The following is an 18,041-nucleotide window of genomic DNA, read 5'->3' on the forward strand; positions in this document are numbered from 1 at the left end:
TCCAGCAGAAAGGTAAGCAAAGATATGAACGAAGCAAGCCGCTGGCGTTATGACCTGGCTCAAAAGATGGCCCCATTTTACAGTGAGAACTCCAAGGCACTGCTCGTGGAAATCGGAGGTTCTGTCGCACGAGGATGGGCTGATCGTTACTCCGATATTGAGCTTGGCGTCTTCTGGATAGAGGCCCCTACCGAAGAGGAACGCAGAGCCATCATTGAACGTGCTGGAGGTGTACTCAAAGAGGTATGGCCGTATCACCCTGACAAACAGGTCTGGTCAGATCTCTACACCATTGATGGGGTAGAGGTCGATGTGGGCCATATGACCATTGAGAGTATGGAACGTATCCTGGTTGATGTTCTTGAACACCACGATCCTACTTTCCTCAAACAATATGTGATTTCGGCTATTGTTCATGCTCTTCCCCTCGCTGGAGAATCATTACTGACACAATGGCAAGACAAGGCGAAGACGTACCCGGACGAGCTGGCTCACGCGGTGATTCGTGCCAACCTTGGCTTCAATCCTGCCCGGGAGCGTGAGGTCTTTGCAGCACGTCAGGATATCTTGCCCCTCTATGAATCCTACAGTTTTGCTCAGAAACGCATCTTGACCTTGCTCTTTGGCCTTAATCATCTGTATCATCCTGGGTTCAAGTGGATAGATCGACGTATCGAAGCGTTGTCTTTCGCTCCTCCATCCCTGTCCCTTCGCTTCAAAGAGGTGTGGAACAGTGAGCCAGTGGCAGGAACCCGATTGCTTCATGCGCTGATTGAAGAGACATTTAGCCTCATTGACCTGCATATGCCAGAGGTGAGTACCGTGCAAGCCAGGGCAGTTTTCGAGCGGCACCCACGGGAGTGGGAACAAGCCCCAAAAGAGTTCATAAAAGAACAGTGACAACAGAACCCCAATCACCTCAATGGATCAGCGTTTGCTTGGAGGAATCAATACAAATTTCCATTTTGTAGAGGCACATAGGAAGCCATTGTGCTTTATCGCATTATGATTAAAATACTACGGCCAAACATCCTTTCGGGATCCTGGGAATTATGAACGTTTTGTGTGAGTTAGAATGGAAGGAGCTAGCATCTTTGCTATATTGGCAAACCAATCGTGTAGGTTTATCAATGGGGGGTACTCACTTGTATGACATTTGAGCATATATGGCAGTTAGTCGATGCCTTTAATCGGCGTTTTCCTGATGGCAATACGCCGTTTCAACTTATCTCACGTCTGGCTGAGGAATGTGGCGAGTTGGCCGAGCAGGTTAATATGGCTGAGATTCATGGTATCGCGAGTCGGTTCCATTTTGCCAAAGAGATTGAGGATGTGATCCGAGCGACGTTGACGATTGCTCGCTACTATCATCTCAATGTCGACCTCACGTTTGAACAGCTTTATGCTCAGGCAACTAACGTTCAAGAGCAGATGCCATCATCCAGCCCTTTTTACTCTATCTCTGCTTTATGTGAGTGGCTTGGAAAAACAACGAAGCATGTCAATCATGCCGAAGGGATGGGGAGAAAGAAAGAGAAATATGGTGAGCTTGACCACGTGAAATTTGCGCAGACGCTCACGTCGCTCCTTCTTACCGTTGCAGTGATCACATGTTTTTATCACTTGGAAGATGATGTGCAGTGTGCCTTTGAACATAGTTATCAGCGTATGGCAGAACTTGGTTTTATTTCCCCTCCTGTATAAGAGAAGGTTACTATAGAATATCTTTTCTACATGAACCTTTGATACTCTCCTTTCTCTTAAATTAGCATATTTTACTAACTCTATGATATATTTTATTCATGCAAATACATTTCTTGTATAAAGTATTAGGTGAAAATTTTTGGTGTGGAGGAGAAATTGATGTTTTTAGGGAGAATGAAGTTGAGTATGTTGGAGATGGTGACGTCAGGTGCTTTTGTTGTGTTTCTTCTTATTGGTATGGGTGGTTTTTTTCTTGTTCTGAGGCGCTTAAATGCCATGCAGAGCAATATCCTACAATTACATGCTTCTCATAGTACGACGCAGGAAGGTATCCAACACCTTCAAAAATCGACGCAGGAAGATATCCATCAAATCCAGGTTGCTCAAGCTTCGACACAGGCAACGGTTACTGCAACTCAACGGGAAACGCAGATGTTTATCCAGGATTTGAAAATTGTACAAACAACATCACAAGCCTTAATGCACGAAGTAAAAACACTCCAAAGTAGTTCGCAAGCACTCATGGTTGATTGGCAGAAAGAAACAACTCAACTGAGTCGTGCACTTCGGACGAATTATCAACAGGGAACATGGGGAGAGCGGGAACTGCGGCAAGTTGTTGAGCTCTCAGGTATGATCCAGCATTGTGATTTTGATCTCCATCCTCGATTGCCAGGTGGCCAGGTTCCAGATCTTGTGATTCACATGCACAATAATCGCTCGATTGCGGTAGATGCAAAAGCTCCAAGCCAGTCCTACCTTGATGCCATGAAGTGTGAGGATGAGAAAATACGAGCTGTAAAACTTCAAGAGTATGCACAATCTGTTAGAAGAACGATGAATGATCTTGCCAGAAAGGAATACTGGAAAGAACTTGAGTCCTCGCTTGCTCTCATCATCCTCTTTGTGCCCAATGAAGCGATGTTCCGGGCTGCTCTCGAATATGATCTCACCCTCCTGGATGTTTCAACCCAAAAAAATGTGTTACTGGCATCACCAATAACGCTGATCGCCCTCTTAAAAGCCATTGCCCATGGTTGGAGCCAGGAATCCCGTGCTCAAAATGTGCAGCATATTGTAGATCAAAGTAAAGAACTTCATAAAGAGCTCGAAACCTGGTTGCGTCAATGGCAACAATTGCGACGAGCCGTGAATGATGTCACCAATGAATTTAATCGTGTTGCTACCAGTTATGAAACCACTATCCTTCCGCTTATCAAAGATATGGGCAGCTTTGACGGCACATTTACGTTTAAGGAAAAGGCGTTTGGGCTCAAAGCAATTCGAACCAATGTGAAATCTTTAGTAGACGGGGAAGAAATAGGAGAAGAAAGCGACAATGTCACCTTGCAGACAAAAATCACTCGTTCATTTGAGAAATTTAAAGATGTCTTTGCATTGAGTTTCTCGGAGTAAGGGCACGTGTAAGTATTCTAAAATATTCAGTCCGAGATGTGTTTTTGGAAAAAAGGAGGGCCAGTGGAATAGCGCTGCTCCTCTTTATGTGATGATTTGGGTTTCCTGGCTATTGGATGATATCTTCGAGAGATCATCAATGAATATACATTAGGATGCATGTTATTGCATGTACCAATCTGAAATTTGTAGGTAACATCTCTTCCCAACTTTTGAACTGTCATGAGTGGCAAAGGTATTATGAGGAGTCCACCATTTGCCTAATGAAACGTGCACGAGCGTGTTTTTGGGAATTGGTGAAAATTGCTGAACAAAATTTGTGTACCCGAAGCCTGTATAATCTATGATTCTTTCTTTTTCATTATGGTATCTATAACAGGGATACTCATTGCGACTGTTACTGTGCCATTTGAGTAATATCGCATCTGTGAGCCAATATCCCATACTGATGGGCAGAGGTTGTTTTTCAGAAAGATACATTTTGTGATGATCAATATAGGTACTTAATGCTCCATCAAAGAGCTCATCAAGGGTATGCCAGATTTTGACACGTGAGGTTAATACATCCAATAAATGATCTTCTTGCCCCAAAAACTTCCAATGAGTGACAAGAACATCCTCTGTATGAGGAGGTGTGATTGTCGTAGCCGGATGAAATATCAGATCCCAAAGTTGGCCAACTTCGAATTTTGTTCCTGATGAAGGATACTGTCCTTTATTTGTGAGGAGCCTCACATGTTTATTTTCTTCAGTGAGACCATGTATCCACACCCTATTATGTATCAGCATCTTTGAGACTATCCATACTTTCATATGTATCACCTTTTTTGATGTGATTTTTTTCTTATATGCTTGTATATACTATTATACAATGCTAAGGGACGTATCAGTATATTGTATTGTGATATGTGTATGTATGGAAAATAGCCATCTTTAGATATTTCTCCTGCCTTGAAAACTTCACAACGGTTCCCATCTTTATCAGCCTTTCCAACTTATGCTTATGCATAGACAGTGTGACTTGTAACTATGTGGAAAGGACCCTGTAATGTGATCAAACTCCAAACTCCCTATCGACTTGTTCAGCATATGTATTTCTTTGTCTTTCGAATTCTTGCTGATCCTGTCTTTTTGCTGTCAGTGTTTTCTGGAAATCGTTGCAGGCCATCGTCTCGTCGATGGCCTCTCGCCATCACGAGTCTGCTCTTTGTGAGTAGTTTACTCGTTGGCATCTGGTTGCTTCCTGCTTTTGCTGTATCTTCTCTCTCTCAGCCTGTTCGTGGGTATGGTGGAGTACAGAGTGTGCAGAGCGATGCACCAATCGTCAATCAAAAAGTGTGTGGCTCCCCGCCAACGGTGTTCCAGATGTTTGGCTTTTCGATCAAGGATGTGCCAGGAGTCACGGCGTTAAAAAAACTGCCGACGCCACAGCAGCAGCCAGTACAGAAGGCGGGTGATGTCAGTTATGATCCGGTGAAAGGTGAGTTATGCACGATTGGTTGGATGGGCATCTACACGCGCTATGTGCAGTCCCATTCTACGGATACCAATGTCTCGCCTTCAACGGTGCCGTCTGGTGATGTGGGGACCAACTGGGTCCAGGATATCCTGAATGGACTCTTTTCCTCGTTTGCTCATGGTTTGAATGATTTTTTTCAGGACGTTTTGACCTGGGCTAAGACGTTTGGCTTTCTCTTTTTTACGCCCGATGGATTGACCTATCATCAACCTGTTGTGGCTCACCTTCATGCCTGGATGGTTGGGGTGATGGATAGTATCTTAGTGCTGGTGCTGGTCATCGGTGGCTATCATACCGTGCTGGGTCAGCCGCATCTGCTGCGCGAACTGGCTCCTCGCCTTTTGTTTGCGGGTATTGCGGGCACTGGCAGTCTCTTTTTTATCACGCAGTTTATTGAGGTCCAGAATGCCTTATGTACTGGCTTTCTTGGAGCGCTGGCAACGGCTGGCGTGGGGAATCTCTCTCTGCCTCTGGGGATCATCAACTGGGCGACTGCGCCTGAATATGAGATTTTCACCTATTTGATTGATGTCGTGATGTCTGTGCTGTTGTGCATCCAGATGCTGGTACGCATTGGCTTGCTGGATTTTCTGATCGTGGTGGCTCCGCTTGGGCTGGTGTGTTTTGCCTTACCCCATACGCTGGCCTGGGGTCGCCTCTGGGTGCAGGCGTTTGTATCGACATTACTGCTGCAATTTTTCCAGACGGTTTGTATTGGTTTAGGCACGGTGCTGATCACCAGTTTTGGGCATGCCACCTATAGCGTGATCTCGATTCTGGTCGGCATTGCGACGTTGTATGTCGCGTTTAAACTACCTGGAATGTTGTTGTCCAATGTGCTCCGAGCCAGTGTCGGTGAGGCGCATCGCGATATCGGACGGACTGCGCAAGCGGTGGCGGAACAAGCCATCTTGCAAAAGGCCTAGAAAGCGAGAATAGATATGCTTCGCTTCTTGGGCCTGGCGACATCGGTGGTGGTTGGTGGTCTGTGCGTGGTTGTGCTCTTTGTTGTGGTCTTACTGGCGTCTTTTGACGCCGTTGTGACGGACTCGGGCGGTCCTGCTGGAGGCGGCAGTGTCATCACCGGAGCATCCGCGAGTGGTACGCAGATTGCGACCTCTGCGCAGGTATTGGAAGAGGAGCGAGTCTATGGATTGATGTCCAATGAATACAGTATCTCTCATGATCCGATTATGCAATCGGTGTATCAATTTTGGGTGGACTCATGTGGTTTCAATGGCGTGATTTGTGATGTGGCGGTCAGCGGGAATCTGCAATGTGTCGAATTTGTCACCGGAGCTTTTTATTTGGGTGGGATGCGCCTCCCGTATGTGGGCGACGCGATCACGTTTTGGCCTAACTATGCGCATCAACCTGGATGGGTGCGCATCGCGACGACGAATGGTTATCCGCAGCCCGGCGATATGGTGATCTGGCAGGGGGGACACTTTGGGCATATTGCCATTGTCATGGCTGTTGAGAAACCAACCTCTGGGCATGCTGGTTCTGTCACCGTCGCGCAAGGGAATGGGCAGGGAAACCGCTGGGATGCCGCCCACCTGCAAAATTCTGGCAACTGGTACACCATGTCGCTGCACCAGGATGGGACGCTTGAGACCTGGCCTGGCTATCAGGTGTTGGGCTATATCCGCCATCAAGGCGCGTAATTTTGTTTTTTTCTTATAGCTATCGAAAGGATCTATTCTATGTTATCTTCACACGTTCTGGCTTCTTTGCTTTCTCTCGCTTCACTCCATGGCTTCGTGGTGGCTGATATTGGATCGGCGATCAGCGGTGTGGCGAATCTCCTGGCTGGCTATCTGGGTGATGTCCTTATTTTTGTGCTGGTGATTGCTGGCTATTTATACATGACCTCCATTGGTGATGCGCAAAATGGCGTCCATGCGAAACGTGCGATTGGTGCTGCCGTTGCCGGTGGCATTCTCGTCGCGGTCGCGGTCAATTTCGGGCCAACCCTGGCACGGTTGTTTCAAAAATAAAGAGAGGAGGTCTTTATGTCAACACCATCAGCGCGTTATCAGATTCCGACGCACTTAAATGTGCCGGATAAAATAGCACTTCCGTTATTTGGGATTACCTTTCATGTGACGATCCGCCAGGGGCTGATCTTTTTGTTGGGCTGGAGTACCGCGTTTAATCTCTGGAACCACCTGGAGGGATTGCATGCCTTTGGTCTGGTCGGTCAGGTGTTGCGGCTGCTCTTCCCCGTGTTCCTGGCCGTGGCGACCTTTATCATCGCGACCCTGAAGTTTGGAGGTTGCTATGTGGAAGAATGGGCGGCCCTGTTCCTCCGCTATCGTCGAAAACCGCCCGTCTCGTTGTGGCGGCCGATTGCTCTGGCTGAAAGGACGACATCAACAGCGGATCTGTCTACATCCACCCAAGAAGAAGAAGAGGAGATGACTGCATGGCTCTAACGAAATCGCCGCCGCCGACACAGGTTGAGCGGCGTGAAGCCGCCTTGATGCGCACGCCGAAGAAAGGAAGCGTCCAGGAGCGGTTCGTGGATGTCCGGACGATCCACGATGATGTGCTGGCGCTGGCCACATCTACGCCAGGCTGCTATGAGTATGCGACCGTCTTGCAGATCGAGGGGATCAGCTATGATTTGAAGAGTGAGGAGGAGCAGCGCCTCATCAATGATCTCTATCAGGCGTTTTTGAGTGCGCTGTCCTATCCAGTGCAAATCTTGTGGCGTGTCTTGCCCTTGAATCTCTCGGCCTACCTGGCTCAGTTTTCGGGGGAGGGTGCAGCGCTTGAACATGGTATCTGGGAACCACTCATGGATTCGCATCGCCGTTTTCTGGAACAACTGGCCTCTCAGCGCACGTTGCTGGACCGTAAAATCTATCTCGTGGTGCGTGTCCAGCACACGCCTGCTCACGTCTCATCACCATGGCAGAGGGTATTGCCACATGGCAAACGCCAGCACCAGCAGCATGCGGCCATGTCATTAGCGCGCGCACGCCAGGAATTGGATGTCCGCGTCAGTGACATTCTGCGTGTGCTTGCCAATATGCATGTCAGCGTCCGCCGTCTTGCCGGTGAGCAGGAGTTGGCTCCACTGTATTACTCATGCCTGCTGCCGAAACGCGCGGCCATCTATCCACTGCAGCCAGAATTGGTGGCTGGCCTTGAACGTCCCGTGGTCGTGCAACCACGCTCGAACATGGTTCAATTATCTGGTCGTGATCGGAAGAAGAACGACGTTCCTCCAGAGAGTGTTCCGGACGCTTCGCAGGTTGCTCGTTTCTCCCAACTGGCTGATTTGATCGCTCCTGCGGCGGTCATCGTGTCGCCAGATGTCGTCAAGATTGAGGAGGAGTATGGGCGCACGCTGGTCGTGTCGCATTTGCCACGTATGGTTGCCCCTGGTTGGCTCCGGCCGCTGGCCGAACTCGATGAGCCGATGGAGGTGAGCTTTCATGTCCAGCCGCTGAACTCCTCATTGATGGTCCAGCAGTTCCGCCGACGGCAAATGGAGTATCAGTCCTCGCGCATGATCGCCCACCGCAAGGGCAATGAGGTGGACCCTGATTTGAAGATTGCCGAGTCGGATGTGGATGATTTGATTGATCGACTGGCGAGCGGTGAAGAACGAATGTTGGATGTCTCGATGCTGGTCCTGCTGCGTGGAGCGAGCCGTCGAGAGGTACAGGAACGCACTGAACGCGTGCAATCGGTGTTGCAGAATATGCTGCTCAAGGTCCGCAGTGCGCTCTTTGAGCAAGAACAAGCCTTCCGTTCGTGCCTGCCCTATGCCCGCAATCAATTGAGGCGAGGTATCCTGCTGGATAGCCGTAGTGCGTCGACCATGTTTCCGTTTTTATCCAACTCATTATTTCATCCCGAGGGTATTCTCGAAGGGATTACGCCGCAGGGAGATCCGGTCATTTTGGATGCCTGGAGTGCGGAGATGGCCAACGCCAATCGTATTATTCTTGGTCCTCCCGGCTGGGGCAAGTCACATCAGGTCAAAGCGTCAATTATGCGTATGGCCCTGAAGTATGCCTCTAATCCATTGCAACCAAAAGGAGGAAAGACTCCTTCCCAGGCCTTTCAAGTCATTATTATTGATCCGGAACGTGAATATGGTCGTTTGACCGCGGCGCTCGGCGGTCAGGTCATTCGCCTGGCCCCGGGATCGACCCACCATATTAATCCCTTTGATCTTCCTCGTCGAGCGACAGATCGACCGGCCAGACACGAAGCCGACCACGGGGATCGGTTGGCGGATCATGTGCAGAAGTTACATTCGTTGTTGGAAATTATGCTGGCTGATCGGGCTCCTGATCACGTTGGGAAACTGACCGCCAATGAGAAAGGCTTACTGGATCGCGGCCTGTATGAATGTTATCGGAAGGTCGGCATTACCACGGAGAGCAAGACCCATGATCGTCCGGCGCCCTTGATGCGTGATCTGTATGATGTGCTGGAGAGCGGCATCTGTGGTCCTGATCCTACCAGCCTGACCCAGCGTCTGCGTCGCTATGTCCATGGTTCGCTGGCTGGCCTCTTTTCAGGCCCATCTAATATCGCCCTTGATAGCGCGGTGATCGTCTTTGATATCCATGATATGGAGAGTGAACTCCGCCCGATCGGGTTGTTCCTGGTCTCCAATTTTGTCTGGACGCAGTCGTTCCAGTCCTCGATTCCCAGACAGTTGATCGTCGATGAGGCGGCAACCCTCTATCAGTTTGAAAGTGGCGCGCTCTTTCTCGAGGATCTGGTGCGCCGGGCTCGCAAACACTACCTGGGAGTGACCATTATCTCGCAGCATCCCGTGATCTTCCGTGACAGTGCGATCCCGGCCAACTGTGCGACCCATGTGCTGATGCGGCAAGATGCTACTTCCTTAGATCTCGTAGGTTCGATGTTCAAACTGTCGGATCGTGAGATCCAATTGCTGCGTCGGCTCAGTATCGGAGAAGCCTTGCTGACGACCAGCGAGAAGCGCCTGCATGTGCGTTTTGAGACCAGCGAGCTTGAGCACATCCTGGCGACCACAGATCCACGCGAGATTGCTCGTTGGAAGCAGGATCCCACGTATGCTCACGTTGAGCATATTGTGCAGAAACTTCTGGCCTTCGATCGCGTCCTTGGGAGGCAACAGGAGGATGAAGAACACACTGCTTCAGCCGCATTGGACCCGTTGCCTCGAGAAGAGGTTCAATGATGATGATGGATCCCAAACAAAAGCGTGACGTAAATTCAGGGGTCTCCGGTTTTTCGTTCCAGGATAACCGCTATGTTGTGTGCGTGATTCCTTCCGCTCGAGAGCATGAGATGGCAGGCATCAGCCTCACATCGGCTATGCATAGTCTGGTGCTGGATAAGCATGCTCCGATCGCGCTTGAACTCACCGGTATCGCCACGCAGCGTCGTCTATTGATCCGCGCCAAGTCCCAGGAAGGCCTGGATCATGCAGTCACCCAGTTGCGAGCGCGGTATCCACAAGCCGATTTTCGCAGGATGGCAGCCACCGATGATCCTTTTGTCCTGTATCCGGGTGAGACAGTTTCAGCCGTTGAGTTGAAGGCTGGGGCGGCTTCATACCTGCCGTTGCGTTCCTGGGAGGAGACCAGTGTTGTTTCTGCCAGCGCCCAGGATCCCCTTGTGGGGGTCCTGGGCGCGCTCGATCAACTGCCGGATGGGGTGCGCGTGATCTCCCAATTGGCACTCATTCCTGCTCCACTGGACTGGTCCCGGCGTGATCAACGCAAAGCCCTGGAACATGCCCTGGAGCCCGAGCGCCAGCAAGAACGACAGACGCAGATCGCCCGGCAACGTCAGGCTGGTGAACAGGCGCCAGGTTTTCCTCTGCTTTTGTTGGGTGTGGCTCTCCTGCTCTTGATCATCAGTTATCGACAATGGCAAACCTTGCTGCCAGCCTCGTTGCTCACACAAGCGACCGAGTTTCTGCAAGGAATGATGACCCCTCACCACGGTCAAGCATCTCTGCCTGGAGGATTGCCACTTCCTCTGTTTCTGCTGCTGGGTGTTCTCTGTCTCCTCTTTATAGGAATAGATCAGCTTCGCAGGCATGCTCGAAAGGCCCCGTTATATGATCAGGCACTTGTTGGTCATAAGACCTCGCAAATGGCCTATCGAGTGCGCTTTCGCCTCTATGTTATCCGTGATGTGCACTGTGTGGAGACAAAGCGTCATCTTTCTCGATCAAGGCTGTTTGCTCCCTTGTTTTCGTTCTTCTCTCAGCGGCGAAAAGATCAGTACTTGCTGGCACGATTGATTGCTGCCTATCGCCAATATCATCTGGCCTCTGGGAACTATTTTGTACCGAAGCGACTTTCATCGCGCCGGGCTGTGCGCTCTGTCCAGGGCTATCACGGTTCTTTGGGGACAGCAGAAGGATGGTGGAGTGGCCTTCCCTCTTCGCGCCATATCATGAGCGTCGATACGCTGGCGTCCCTCTGGCATCTGCCCGTGGCTCAGTTGCTCTCCAACCTTGCCTTTTTCGAGCACACATCAATGCGTACCCTTCCACTTCCCTTGCCATTGGCGCAGCGTTTCCCACGAGGAGCGCCTATTGGCATAGCCCAGCATGCTGGCCATCACGTGCCGGTAATGATTCCCCATGAAGCCCTGGCAACCCATCTGTTTATCGGCGGTAAGTCAGGCGAAGGCAAGAGTACCTGTCTGGAGTACCTGGCCTGTGAAGCCATGCAGCAAGGAGGCTTAGTCGTCATTGATCCGCATGGCGATCTGGTCGAACATATTCTTGCGTTGGTGCCAGAACGGCGTAGCGATGATGTGGTCTTGCTCGATCTTTCCGATGAAGCGCATGTCATTGGCTTTAATCCCCTGGATGCCAGTCTGGGCCGTGGACGTGATAAGGCCATTTCTGATCTCTTGAAAACGCTGGCGCATATCTGGGCCTCATCCTGGGGATCGCGCATGGAAAATGCCTTTGAATATGCACTCCGGACCTTATTTGAAGCCAATCGAGTCCTGGTAGCACAAGGAGAACCACAGCGCCAATATACCTTATTGGACGTGATGATGGTGCTGACCAATGAGCACTTTTGCCAGGCGCTTCTCTGCCAGATCGAGGATCCCTTTATCTTACGCTGGTGGAACCTCTACTACAATCCCTTGAACCCGCTTATGCAGCGCGAACGTAGTGATCCAGTCCTCTCCAAAGTCGCAAAATTCGAGAGTCAACTGGCTCGCCGCATCGTGGGACAATCGCTCTCCACCGTCAATTTTACCGACTGTATCCAGCAGGAAAAGATTGTCCTGGTCAAGCTTGCGAAGGGCGTCGTCGGTGAAGACGTCGCACGGCTGCTCGGTGCGACCCTCCTGGGTCTCTTACAGATCACCCTGGAAGAACAAGGCAACCTGGTCGAGCAACAACGCAAGCATCTTGGCATCCTCATTGATGAATTCCAGGTCCTCAAAGGTGTCGACTGGGCAGCAATGGCCGAACTACGCAAATATGGTGCTGCCTTCTACCTGGCCACGCAATCCCTGGAATATCTGGCTGACATAGATGCTTCACTTCTGCATGTCGTCCTGGCCAACGTCAAACAATACATCGTCTTTCACATGTCTGCCAGCGATGCAAAAGAGATCCACGCCGAGCTTGGTGTGGAGGCCGATGATATTGTGAATCTTGATACCTACATGTGTTATGTCAAGCTCCTCTATCAGCAACATCGGCAACCAACCTTCTCGATGAAGCTTTCTCCTCCGCTACGTGGTGATCAGCAGCACGCCGAGCAAATACGTCAGGCCAGCCAGAATCACTATACCGTTTCAGCGCCACTCGTTGATGAACAGTTACGCAATGCAATGGCAGCCTCACTGATGCTCATGCCTCCCTGGGATGAAGATGCGGGTCAACCTACTTCTCCACAACTCAAGGATGAAAAGCCATCAGCCTCTCTCGCCCGACAACACCATGGCTACCGCGGGCGCAAAAGTGAGGAGAAGCGCGAGAAAGCACACTCGGCCAAGCAGCAAGAAGGAAGAATATAATCTATGTCTACAGCAACCAGACTTAATGCTACAGAGGCGCAGCATTATAAAAAAATATTCTATGCCGAAGAAATCGATAGCGATGCCGGTCCTCAACAACGGCTATTGTACTGGTTACTCCAGCATCCTTTTCAAGATTGTGAAGACATAGCACTCGCCCTGCAATGGCATCCTTCCTCAGCTTATCGTCGTGTACAACAAGCGATAGAGCAAGGCCTGGTCGAAGCTATTGCCTACCAATGCCATCGCACCAAAGCGACATCCTTCTACCATCTTTCTCCGACAGGGATCCATACTATAGCTCGTCAATCAGGTGCATTGCCACATGAAGTCGCGATACGCTGGAAGCAGCGCGATAGCGATCTCTTAACATGGCTACCACGTCTGCAATCCGAGTGTGCCTTGCAACAAATAATAAACCGCACTATTGAATACTGGGAAACATCCACACCGTCCCATATACATACATCCTGGAAATGGCTGCATGAATATCACGATCCCTTTACTCATATGCCTCACGCAAAGATACCAGTAGCTGATGCTGTGCTCACTTTTGCCAGATCAGACACATATTTTCATCTCTTCTATGTGCTTGATCCTGGCTACGCTGCCAGGCACAGCAAATCTATCATCCAACAAAGAATCCAATCGCTACTCCACTTCCAAAAAGCATTTGCACAACATTATCCAGGACAACCATTTCCCTCAATGATCATCGTGACACCATCAATCCAGAATCAAACACCCTGGATTGAAACCATCAATGAAACTCTTTCCGCCTATCCAGATACGCAACTTGACATATTCGTGACCACCTGCGCTTATGATGAACCTTTATCAGCATTTCCAGAATTGACTGCTGTATCTTCTCAACGATCTTCAGTATCACTCTACGAAAAAACGCCCGGGACGAAAATAAGGCTTCCCTATTGCCCAGTAGCGGATGATAGCAGCCAGCCAAAAGCTATCATCCAAGGTCATTTCATGCAACGAGCCGCACAACTTACCCCTGACAAAGAGAGAAAAATTCCAGAGAAAGAAATAATCGCACTCCTGGGATTGCGTCTATATCGTCGCCACCTGGACCTTCTTATCATGCTCTACCACCACCCCCAACTCTCGCGCAAAGATATCGCCTCTCTGTTATATATAGATGAGCCAACAGCGAGGCGTTCCCTCACCGAGCTTATCCAATGGAGATGTGTGACTGCCCGCAAGATACAGCGAGGCACCTTTTTCTGTTTAACCAACCGCGGCCAACGGTTTACTACAGCTTGAGGCAGATTTCTCAGACGGCGTGTATGCCAATCGCGCGATTGGGGCTGCGGGTGCAGGCGGAATTTTGGTGGTTGCCGCAGTCAACTTTGAATGATCAACAGGCTACTTACCTACTAACCCGCACACATGTTGTACCGCAGGTCGGCGGTGAGGATGCAATAAAGATTGAAGATATCCAGGCCAAAGTGTTTGTTTCCAGTCTGGTCAAAGGGGTTCAGTCCAGAGAGTTGCATGATGAAAAAAAATTTCTAGAGGAGCTTCGTTTAGCGCGTGATCGTTACACCCAAGTAGCTATAGACATGTTTGATTGTAAGTGGAGGCTGGAGAAACTTACGGAGGAGAATGAGAAACCTGCAAACCTTTCTGCGAGCGTTGGAGAAACGTTAGTTGCAGGTTGTCTCGCCCATCAATGCGGTAATACGGGATGTCTTGCAGGAACTGGAGAAAAAAGTTGGACGGCAGCAGGGACAAAATTCGTTGATTTCTCGGGAGATGCAAGAAGTTGTCGAACGTTTGCAGATCAACGCCGCTTGCTTCTGTAGCAATCTTGTGGCCTCTTTCTTACCTGAAGCGTTACGCTTGTATGCACCGGATACCGCTTTCAATCTGCGTGAGCATATGGTCTCAGATTCCAATAGTGATGAGAACAGCGTTGAGCAACGTATTGCCCATACGTTGATTCCTGCCTACATTGTTGGTGAGGATGTGATGGGAGAAGCACTGGTACAACTCAAGCGGAATGGGATGACGAGCAACTTGTAAACACAGGCTACGGCTTTTCCTGCCTGCCCTTGGATGGTATGTATCGCCCTGGTTGCTTTGTGGACGAACATTGGATAATTCAACAGGTTGGTGTTTAGAAGTCTGAAACGACTAGCAACGATAGGTGAGCTCCTTTTACTTTGCTGGATATATATCTTTTAATCGCTGTGCTCCTATTTCATTATCCAATGTTCGTCCACAAAGCAAAATGATTTACATTATGCCTCTTCTACTTATTGTCCTTTTCTAGATGATTTTTTAATGACATATGTCTAAAGTAAGTTTAAGATATGTCGTCTACATTGTGGTTTTTCTGAAAGGGTTTTTTCTGAAAAGGAGGTCGAGATAACGTCCGGAAGGCCTTTTGGGCTAGATTCCTATTCTAATTGTGGATAAACCCCTAATATGTTAGAATAGCTCTACAAAGGCATACACCCCTTATGGGATGAAAGAAGCTTATTTATATGACTGCCAATTATCCTGTTTTGCTTAATCTACGCGGCAATTTCGTCGATCCTTATTTGCAGCAAGTTTTGCCCATGTGGTTCCCTCGCCTTGCTTCTATTGTAGAAGTTAAGAGAGATTTTTTACGTTTTCATGAGCATGTAGATGTGACCTGTATGCAACCCAAGTTTTATTATAAGCAGCCTGTAATATATTGCCAACTACGAGATGAAAAGCTATGAAGTGCAGAAGCAAGAATGCCTTTCATCATTTCAACACGTTCTAGAACCAGAGGAAGTAAACTATGGACATTTGCAATACTTGTTATATCCCTTCTGTATTTGCTAGGGTCCTCTGCTGACAAGTGGCGTACAATCAGCTCACTACCCTCTTTTGTACAAGTCACAACGGCAGAAGTCTGGTACCATTTTAATACATGTTCATATGAATACTCTGCTTACACACACATTTTGTTTACATATTGGCTGCATTTCATCAATGCACAATAACTCTATCGCTTATGGAATGAAACAAAGCCTAGCTAATAATTTGGGCATTTTATTAAGGTTACTAGATGAGAACGGTTTGTAAATGAAAAATTTCCAATCCGCAAAAACGCAAAAAGATAGTCAGCCTATACCAGAAATCTTGCAAGGGCATTGTAGCTCTAAAGGTTTTATAACCCAAATGCATTCGTCTGACACAAATCTGCGGGCACGGTGCGGATTGCTTACTGTTCACGATGCAAAATTGGAGACACCTGCACTGTTTCCTGTCATTAACCTACTTACAGGACCGCCGTCATTAGAGAGGAATGGGGCAACGCACAAATTCCTCAAGCGTCAATTGATATTTAATGATCGCCGTGTGGGCTTTATGACAGAGGTACTCCATTTTACCGACTATGCTTTTAGCAAGCGCATGTTCCAAGAATGGTTTCCTCACGCTGGGAATAAAAGCGGAGAGGTCAAAGACCTGGACTATTGGGTGAAGGAAAGTTTTGAGTCGCTCAAAAAACCAGCTGAAGTGTATAGGCCGATGTTCTTTTTAGATTCTGGAGGATTCCGTTTACTTTTTAATCGTGAAGCTGACATCACGGATTATGGATATAAACCCGATCAAAAAAGTATTTTCCAGTTACAAATTGATTACGGTGCCGATATAGTTGCAAGCTTGGACTATCCAATTCCTCCATTCCTAAACAAACAACAGGCAGAAGACCGAATAAAGTGTAGCGTAGAAAATGCTGTACTGCTCATGAAATTGATATACAGCAGTGGCGAACCACTGAGAAAACGGCCATTTCCCATACTGGCTGTTCACGGGCAGACGCCTGTGCAAATTCGTTCGTGCGTCTTACAATTACTCCACAGCCTGGCCAAAGAGGGTTTTACTGATAAAGAACCCTTTGGTATTGGCATCGGCTCGCTTGTTCCACTCAGGATGTCAAGCAACGCTGACAAAATTGTTATGATTGTTAAATCGGCAATTGACACGTTGTATGACTCATCACTGCATGATTTTAAACCTGAGCGTGTTTTAGTGCATGCGTTTGGCATTACAGGGAATCTCATCCCTATTCTTACTCACCTCGGCGTTGATACGTTTGATAGCTCTTCGTACGTTAAAAGTGCAAGTTCACTCAATTACTATGATTCAAAAACGTGGTCTGTCCAAGACTTCCTGAAACTGACTCAAATTACATGCACTTGTAAGGCATGCAACGGCATTACAGATGAAGAATTAATGCAAATGCAAGCCGACTTGCGCGGAAACAAAATCAATGGCCATGCCGAACGGTTGCAGCACAAAGCGGGCGACTTTATTGTCGATATAAAATCGGACATCTATGGGATTATTGCTTATCATAATCTGCTGATCCAGTACGATGAGATAAGGGAGGTCAGAGATGCGATCAGCAGGGGGCAAACTGCGCAGCATTTAGTTCATTTTTGCAAAACACATACCAAATCCATAGAACTAGCCGAACTCGTTGCAGAAATCGACCCTACTGTGAAGGCATTGTTAAATTATCAACCGAAGCTCTTCCCTCGCACCAGAGAGGATTACGAGCAGCATCGCGAGATTTCACTGGCAAATGATCCAATGCTGTTTGACATTGCCGCCATTGAGAATTACCAGGTCCCCTCAGATAAAGATCGGTTATTTCTTTTAGCTTGTTCACAGGAAAAGCCTTATAGCCATTCAAAAATTCACCAGGGAATTTTTAGGACCTTGAAGCACTATCTTGGAGATGCGCTGAACACTTGCCATAAGGTTACGATTTCAGGTCTCTATGGCCCTGTTCCTTTTGAATATGAGAATGAGCAAGTTGTACTTTCCTACGAGTATTTGCTCAGTGTCGCCGCGAAGAAACAGGCTGACTTGATTACGAAGCGCTTGGTCACGTATTTGGAGGAAAACATACCTGAATATAAGCTTGTCGTGGCATATGTTGCAGCAAAAGCGTATAGGGCTATTGTTGAGAATGCATTTAAGCAGGTTAAATTGAATTATGCACAGCAGTACGGAAATGATGCTCCTTTCCCTGTCCCTTTGATTGTGCTGCCATCAAAGACAAAGGGAACTGGAACAAAAGAGCTACTGATCCACGCTAATTTAGAAGAACTTGTACATCAAATCTTTCCGGAACGCGAGATTTACATGAACGTCCCTGGGCAATTGAAAAACCAGGAATTATTTTAATTTGTTATAGAAGTTGTTGCTTCAGAAGGCAGCTCAGTTGTACTGCTGAGCTGCTTTAATTACATCCGTCGTTCGATTGCTTCATTACTTGTGTATCGGTATTTATAAATTTTTTGCGTTTTCTCTGGCAAACTCATTGCCCACTGAATTGGAATGCCGGTAGTGTGTGTGCTTGAGCATAATAGCTACCAAG

The 18,041-nt window shown here is 48.4% G+C and carries 13 protein-coding genes; 12 read left to right on the top strand and 1 reads right to left on the bottom strand.

Annotated features, from left to right (window positions below; translation table 11 throughout):
* The first annotated feature begins 24 nt into the window (after positions 1 to 24).
* From KDW_RS19060 to KDW_RS19070, 3 genes are all read left to right on the top strand, one after another.
* Complete coding sequence (locus KDW_RS19060) at positions 25 to 900, top strand: DUF4037 domain-containing protein (RefSeq protein WP_151757568.1); 876 nt, start codon at positions 25 to 27, stop codon at positions 898 to 900.
* A 249-nt stretch (positions 901 to 1,149) separates the two neighbouring features.
* On the top strand, positions 1,150 to 1,704 hold the full coding sequence (locus tag KDW_RS19065; protein WP_151757569.1) for a MazG nucleotide pyrophosphohydrolase domain-containing protein: 555 nt from the start codon (positions 1,150 to 1,152) through the stop codon (positions 1,702 to 1,704).
* A 159-nt stretch (positions 1,705 to 1,863) separates the two neighbouring features.
* Positions 1,864 to 3,120 carry a DNA recombination protein RmuC gene (locus KDW_RS19070; protein WP_233097811.1) on the top strand — a complete coding sequence of 419 codons (1,257 nt, stop codon included), beginning with the start codon at positions 1,864 to 1,866 and terminating at the stop codon, positions 3,118 to 3,120.
* Positions 3,121 to 3,282: 162 nt separating this feature from the next.
* Here the strand turns inward: KDW_RS19070 and KDW_RS19075 are convergent, their stop codons facing one another.
* Positions 3,283 to 3,933, bottom strand: coding sequence for a dual OB domain-containing protein (locus tag KDW_RS19075; protein WP_151757571.1), 651 nt, complete (start codon positions 3,931 to 3,933; stop codon positions 3,283 to 3,285).
* A gap of 237 nt (positions 3,934 to 4,170) precedes the next feature.
* On the opposite strand from KDW_RS19075, the gene KDW_RS19080 reads away from it, so the two are divergent.
* The 9 genes from KDW_RS19080 (at position 4,171) to KDW_RS19130 (ending at position 17,848) form a co-directional block, all read left to right on the top strand.
* Entirely contained in the window at positions 4,171 to 5,565 is a 1,395-nt protein-coding gene (locus KDW_RS19080; protein WP_151757572.1) for a TrbL/VirB6 family protein, read from the top strand.
* Positions 5,566 to 5,580: 15 nt separating this feature from the next.
* Entirely contained in the window at positions 5,581 to 6,306 is a 726-nt protein-coding gene (locus tag KDW_RS19085) for a CHAP domain-containing protein (RefSeq protein WP_151757573.1), read from the top strand.
* A gap of 39 nt (positions 6,307 to 6,345) precedes the next feature.
* Complete coding sequence (locus KDW_RS19090) at positions 6,346 to 6,639, top strand: hypothetical protein (RefSeq protein ID WP_151757574.1); 294 nt, start codon at positions 6,346 to 6,348, stop codon at positions 6,637 to 6,639.
* 15 nt (positions 6,640 to 6,654) lie between these two features.
* Positions 6,655 to 7,077 carry a hypothetical protein gene (locus KDW_RS19095; RefSeq protein WP_151757575.1) on the top strand — a complete coding sequence of 141 codons (423 nt, stop codon included), beginning with the start codon at positions 6,655 to 6,657 and terminating at the stop codon, positions 7,075 to 7,077.
* Entirely contained in the window at positions 7,068 to 9,836 is a 2,769-nt protein-coding gene (locus KDW_RS19100; RefSeq protein WP_151757576.1) for a VirB4 family type IV secretion system protein, read from the top strand. The genes KDW_RS19095 and KDW_RS19100 overlap by 10 nt, the downstream gene beginning before the upstream one ends.
* Positions 9,833 to 12,658: a helicase HerA domain-containing protein gene (locus tag KDW_RS19105; RefSeq protein ID WP_151757577.1), complete on the top strand. Its 2,826-nt coding sequence runs from the start codon at positions 9,833 to 9,835 to the stop codon at positions 12,656 to 12,658. Before KDW_RS19100 ends, KDW_RS19105 begins: the two co-directional genes overlap by 4 nt.
* 3 nt (positions 12,659 to 12,661) lie before the next feature.
* A complete protein-coding gene (locus KDW_RS19110) occupies positions 12,662 to 13,936 on the top strand; it encodes a MarR family transcriptional regulator (RefSeq protein WP_151757578.1) in 1,275 nt (424 codons plus the stop codon).
* Between the two features lie 387 nt (positions 13,937 to 14,323).
* Positions 14,324 to 14,698 (top strand): hypothetical protein, encoded by a 375-nt coding sequence (locus tag KDW_RS19120; RefSeq protein ID WP_162005395.1) that lies wholly within the window; start codon positions 14,324 to 14,326, stop codon positions 14,696 to 14,698.
* Positions 14,699 to 15,733: 1,035 nt separating this feature from the next.
* Entirely contained in the window at positions 15,734 to 17,848 is a 2,115-nt protein-coding gene (locus tag KDW_RS19130; protein WP_151757582.1) for a DUF5591 domain-containing protein, read from the top strand.
* Positions 17,849 to 18,041: the final 193 nt, after the last annotated feature.

Origin of the sequence: Dictyobacter vulcani (assembly GCF_008974265.1) — a bacterium.
GTDB lineage: Bacteria > Chloroflexota > Ktedonobacteria > Ktedonobacterales > Ktedonobacteraceae > Dictyobacter > Dictyobacter vulcani.

Bases quoted from the DNA above. Each gene is read 5' to 3' on its own strand.
- KDW_RS19060 (WP_151757568.1), top strand. From the start codon at position 25: ATGAACGAAGCAAGCCGCTGGCGTTATGACCTGGCTCAAAAGATGGCC.
- KDW_RS19065 (WP_151757569.1), top strand. From the start codon at position 1,150: ATGACATTTGAGCATATATGGCAGTTAGTCGATGCCTTTAATCGGCGT.
- KDW_RS19070 (WP_233097811.1), top strand. From the start codon at position 1,864: ATGTTTTTAGGGAGAATGAAGTTGAGTATGTTGGAGATGGTGACGTCA.
- KDW_RS19075 (WP_151757571.1), bottom strand. From the start codon at position 3,933: ATGAAAGTATGGATAGTCTCAAAGATGCTGATACATAATAGGGTGTGG.
- KDW_RS19085 (WP_151757573.1), top strand. From the start codon at position 5,581: ATGCTTCGCTTCTTGGGCCTGGCGACATCGGTGGTGGTTGGTGGTCTG.
- KDW_RS19090 (WP_151757574.1), top strand. From the start codon at position 6,346: ATGTTATCTTCACACGTTCTGGCTTCTTTGCTTTCTCTCGCTTCACTC.
- KDW_RS19095 (WP_151757575.1), top strand. From the start codon at position 6,655: ATGTCAACACCATCAGCGCGTTATCAGATTCCGACGCACTTAAATGTG.
- KDW_RS19100 (WP_151757576.1), top strand. From the start codon at position 7,068: ATGGCTCTAACGAAATCGCCGCCGCCGACACAGGTTGAGCGGCGTGAA.
- KDW_RS19105 (WP_151757577.1), top strand. From the start codon at position 9,833: ATGATGATGATGGATCCCAAACAAAAGCGTGACGTAAATTCAGGGGTC.
- KDW_RS19110 (WP_151757578.1), top strand. From the start codon at position 12,662: ATGTCTACAGCAACCAGACTTAATGCTACAGAGGCGCAGCATTATAAA.
- KDW_RS19130 (WP_151757582.1), top strand. From the start codon at position 15,734: ATGAAAAATTTCCAATCCGCAAAAACGCAAAAAGATAGTCAGCCTATA.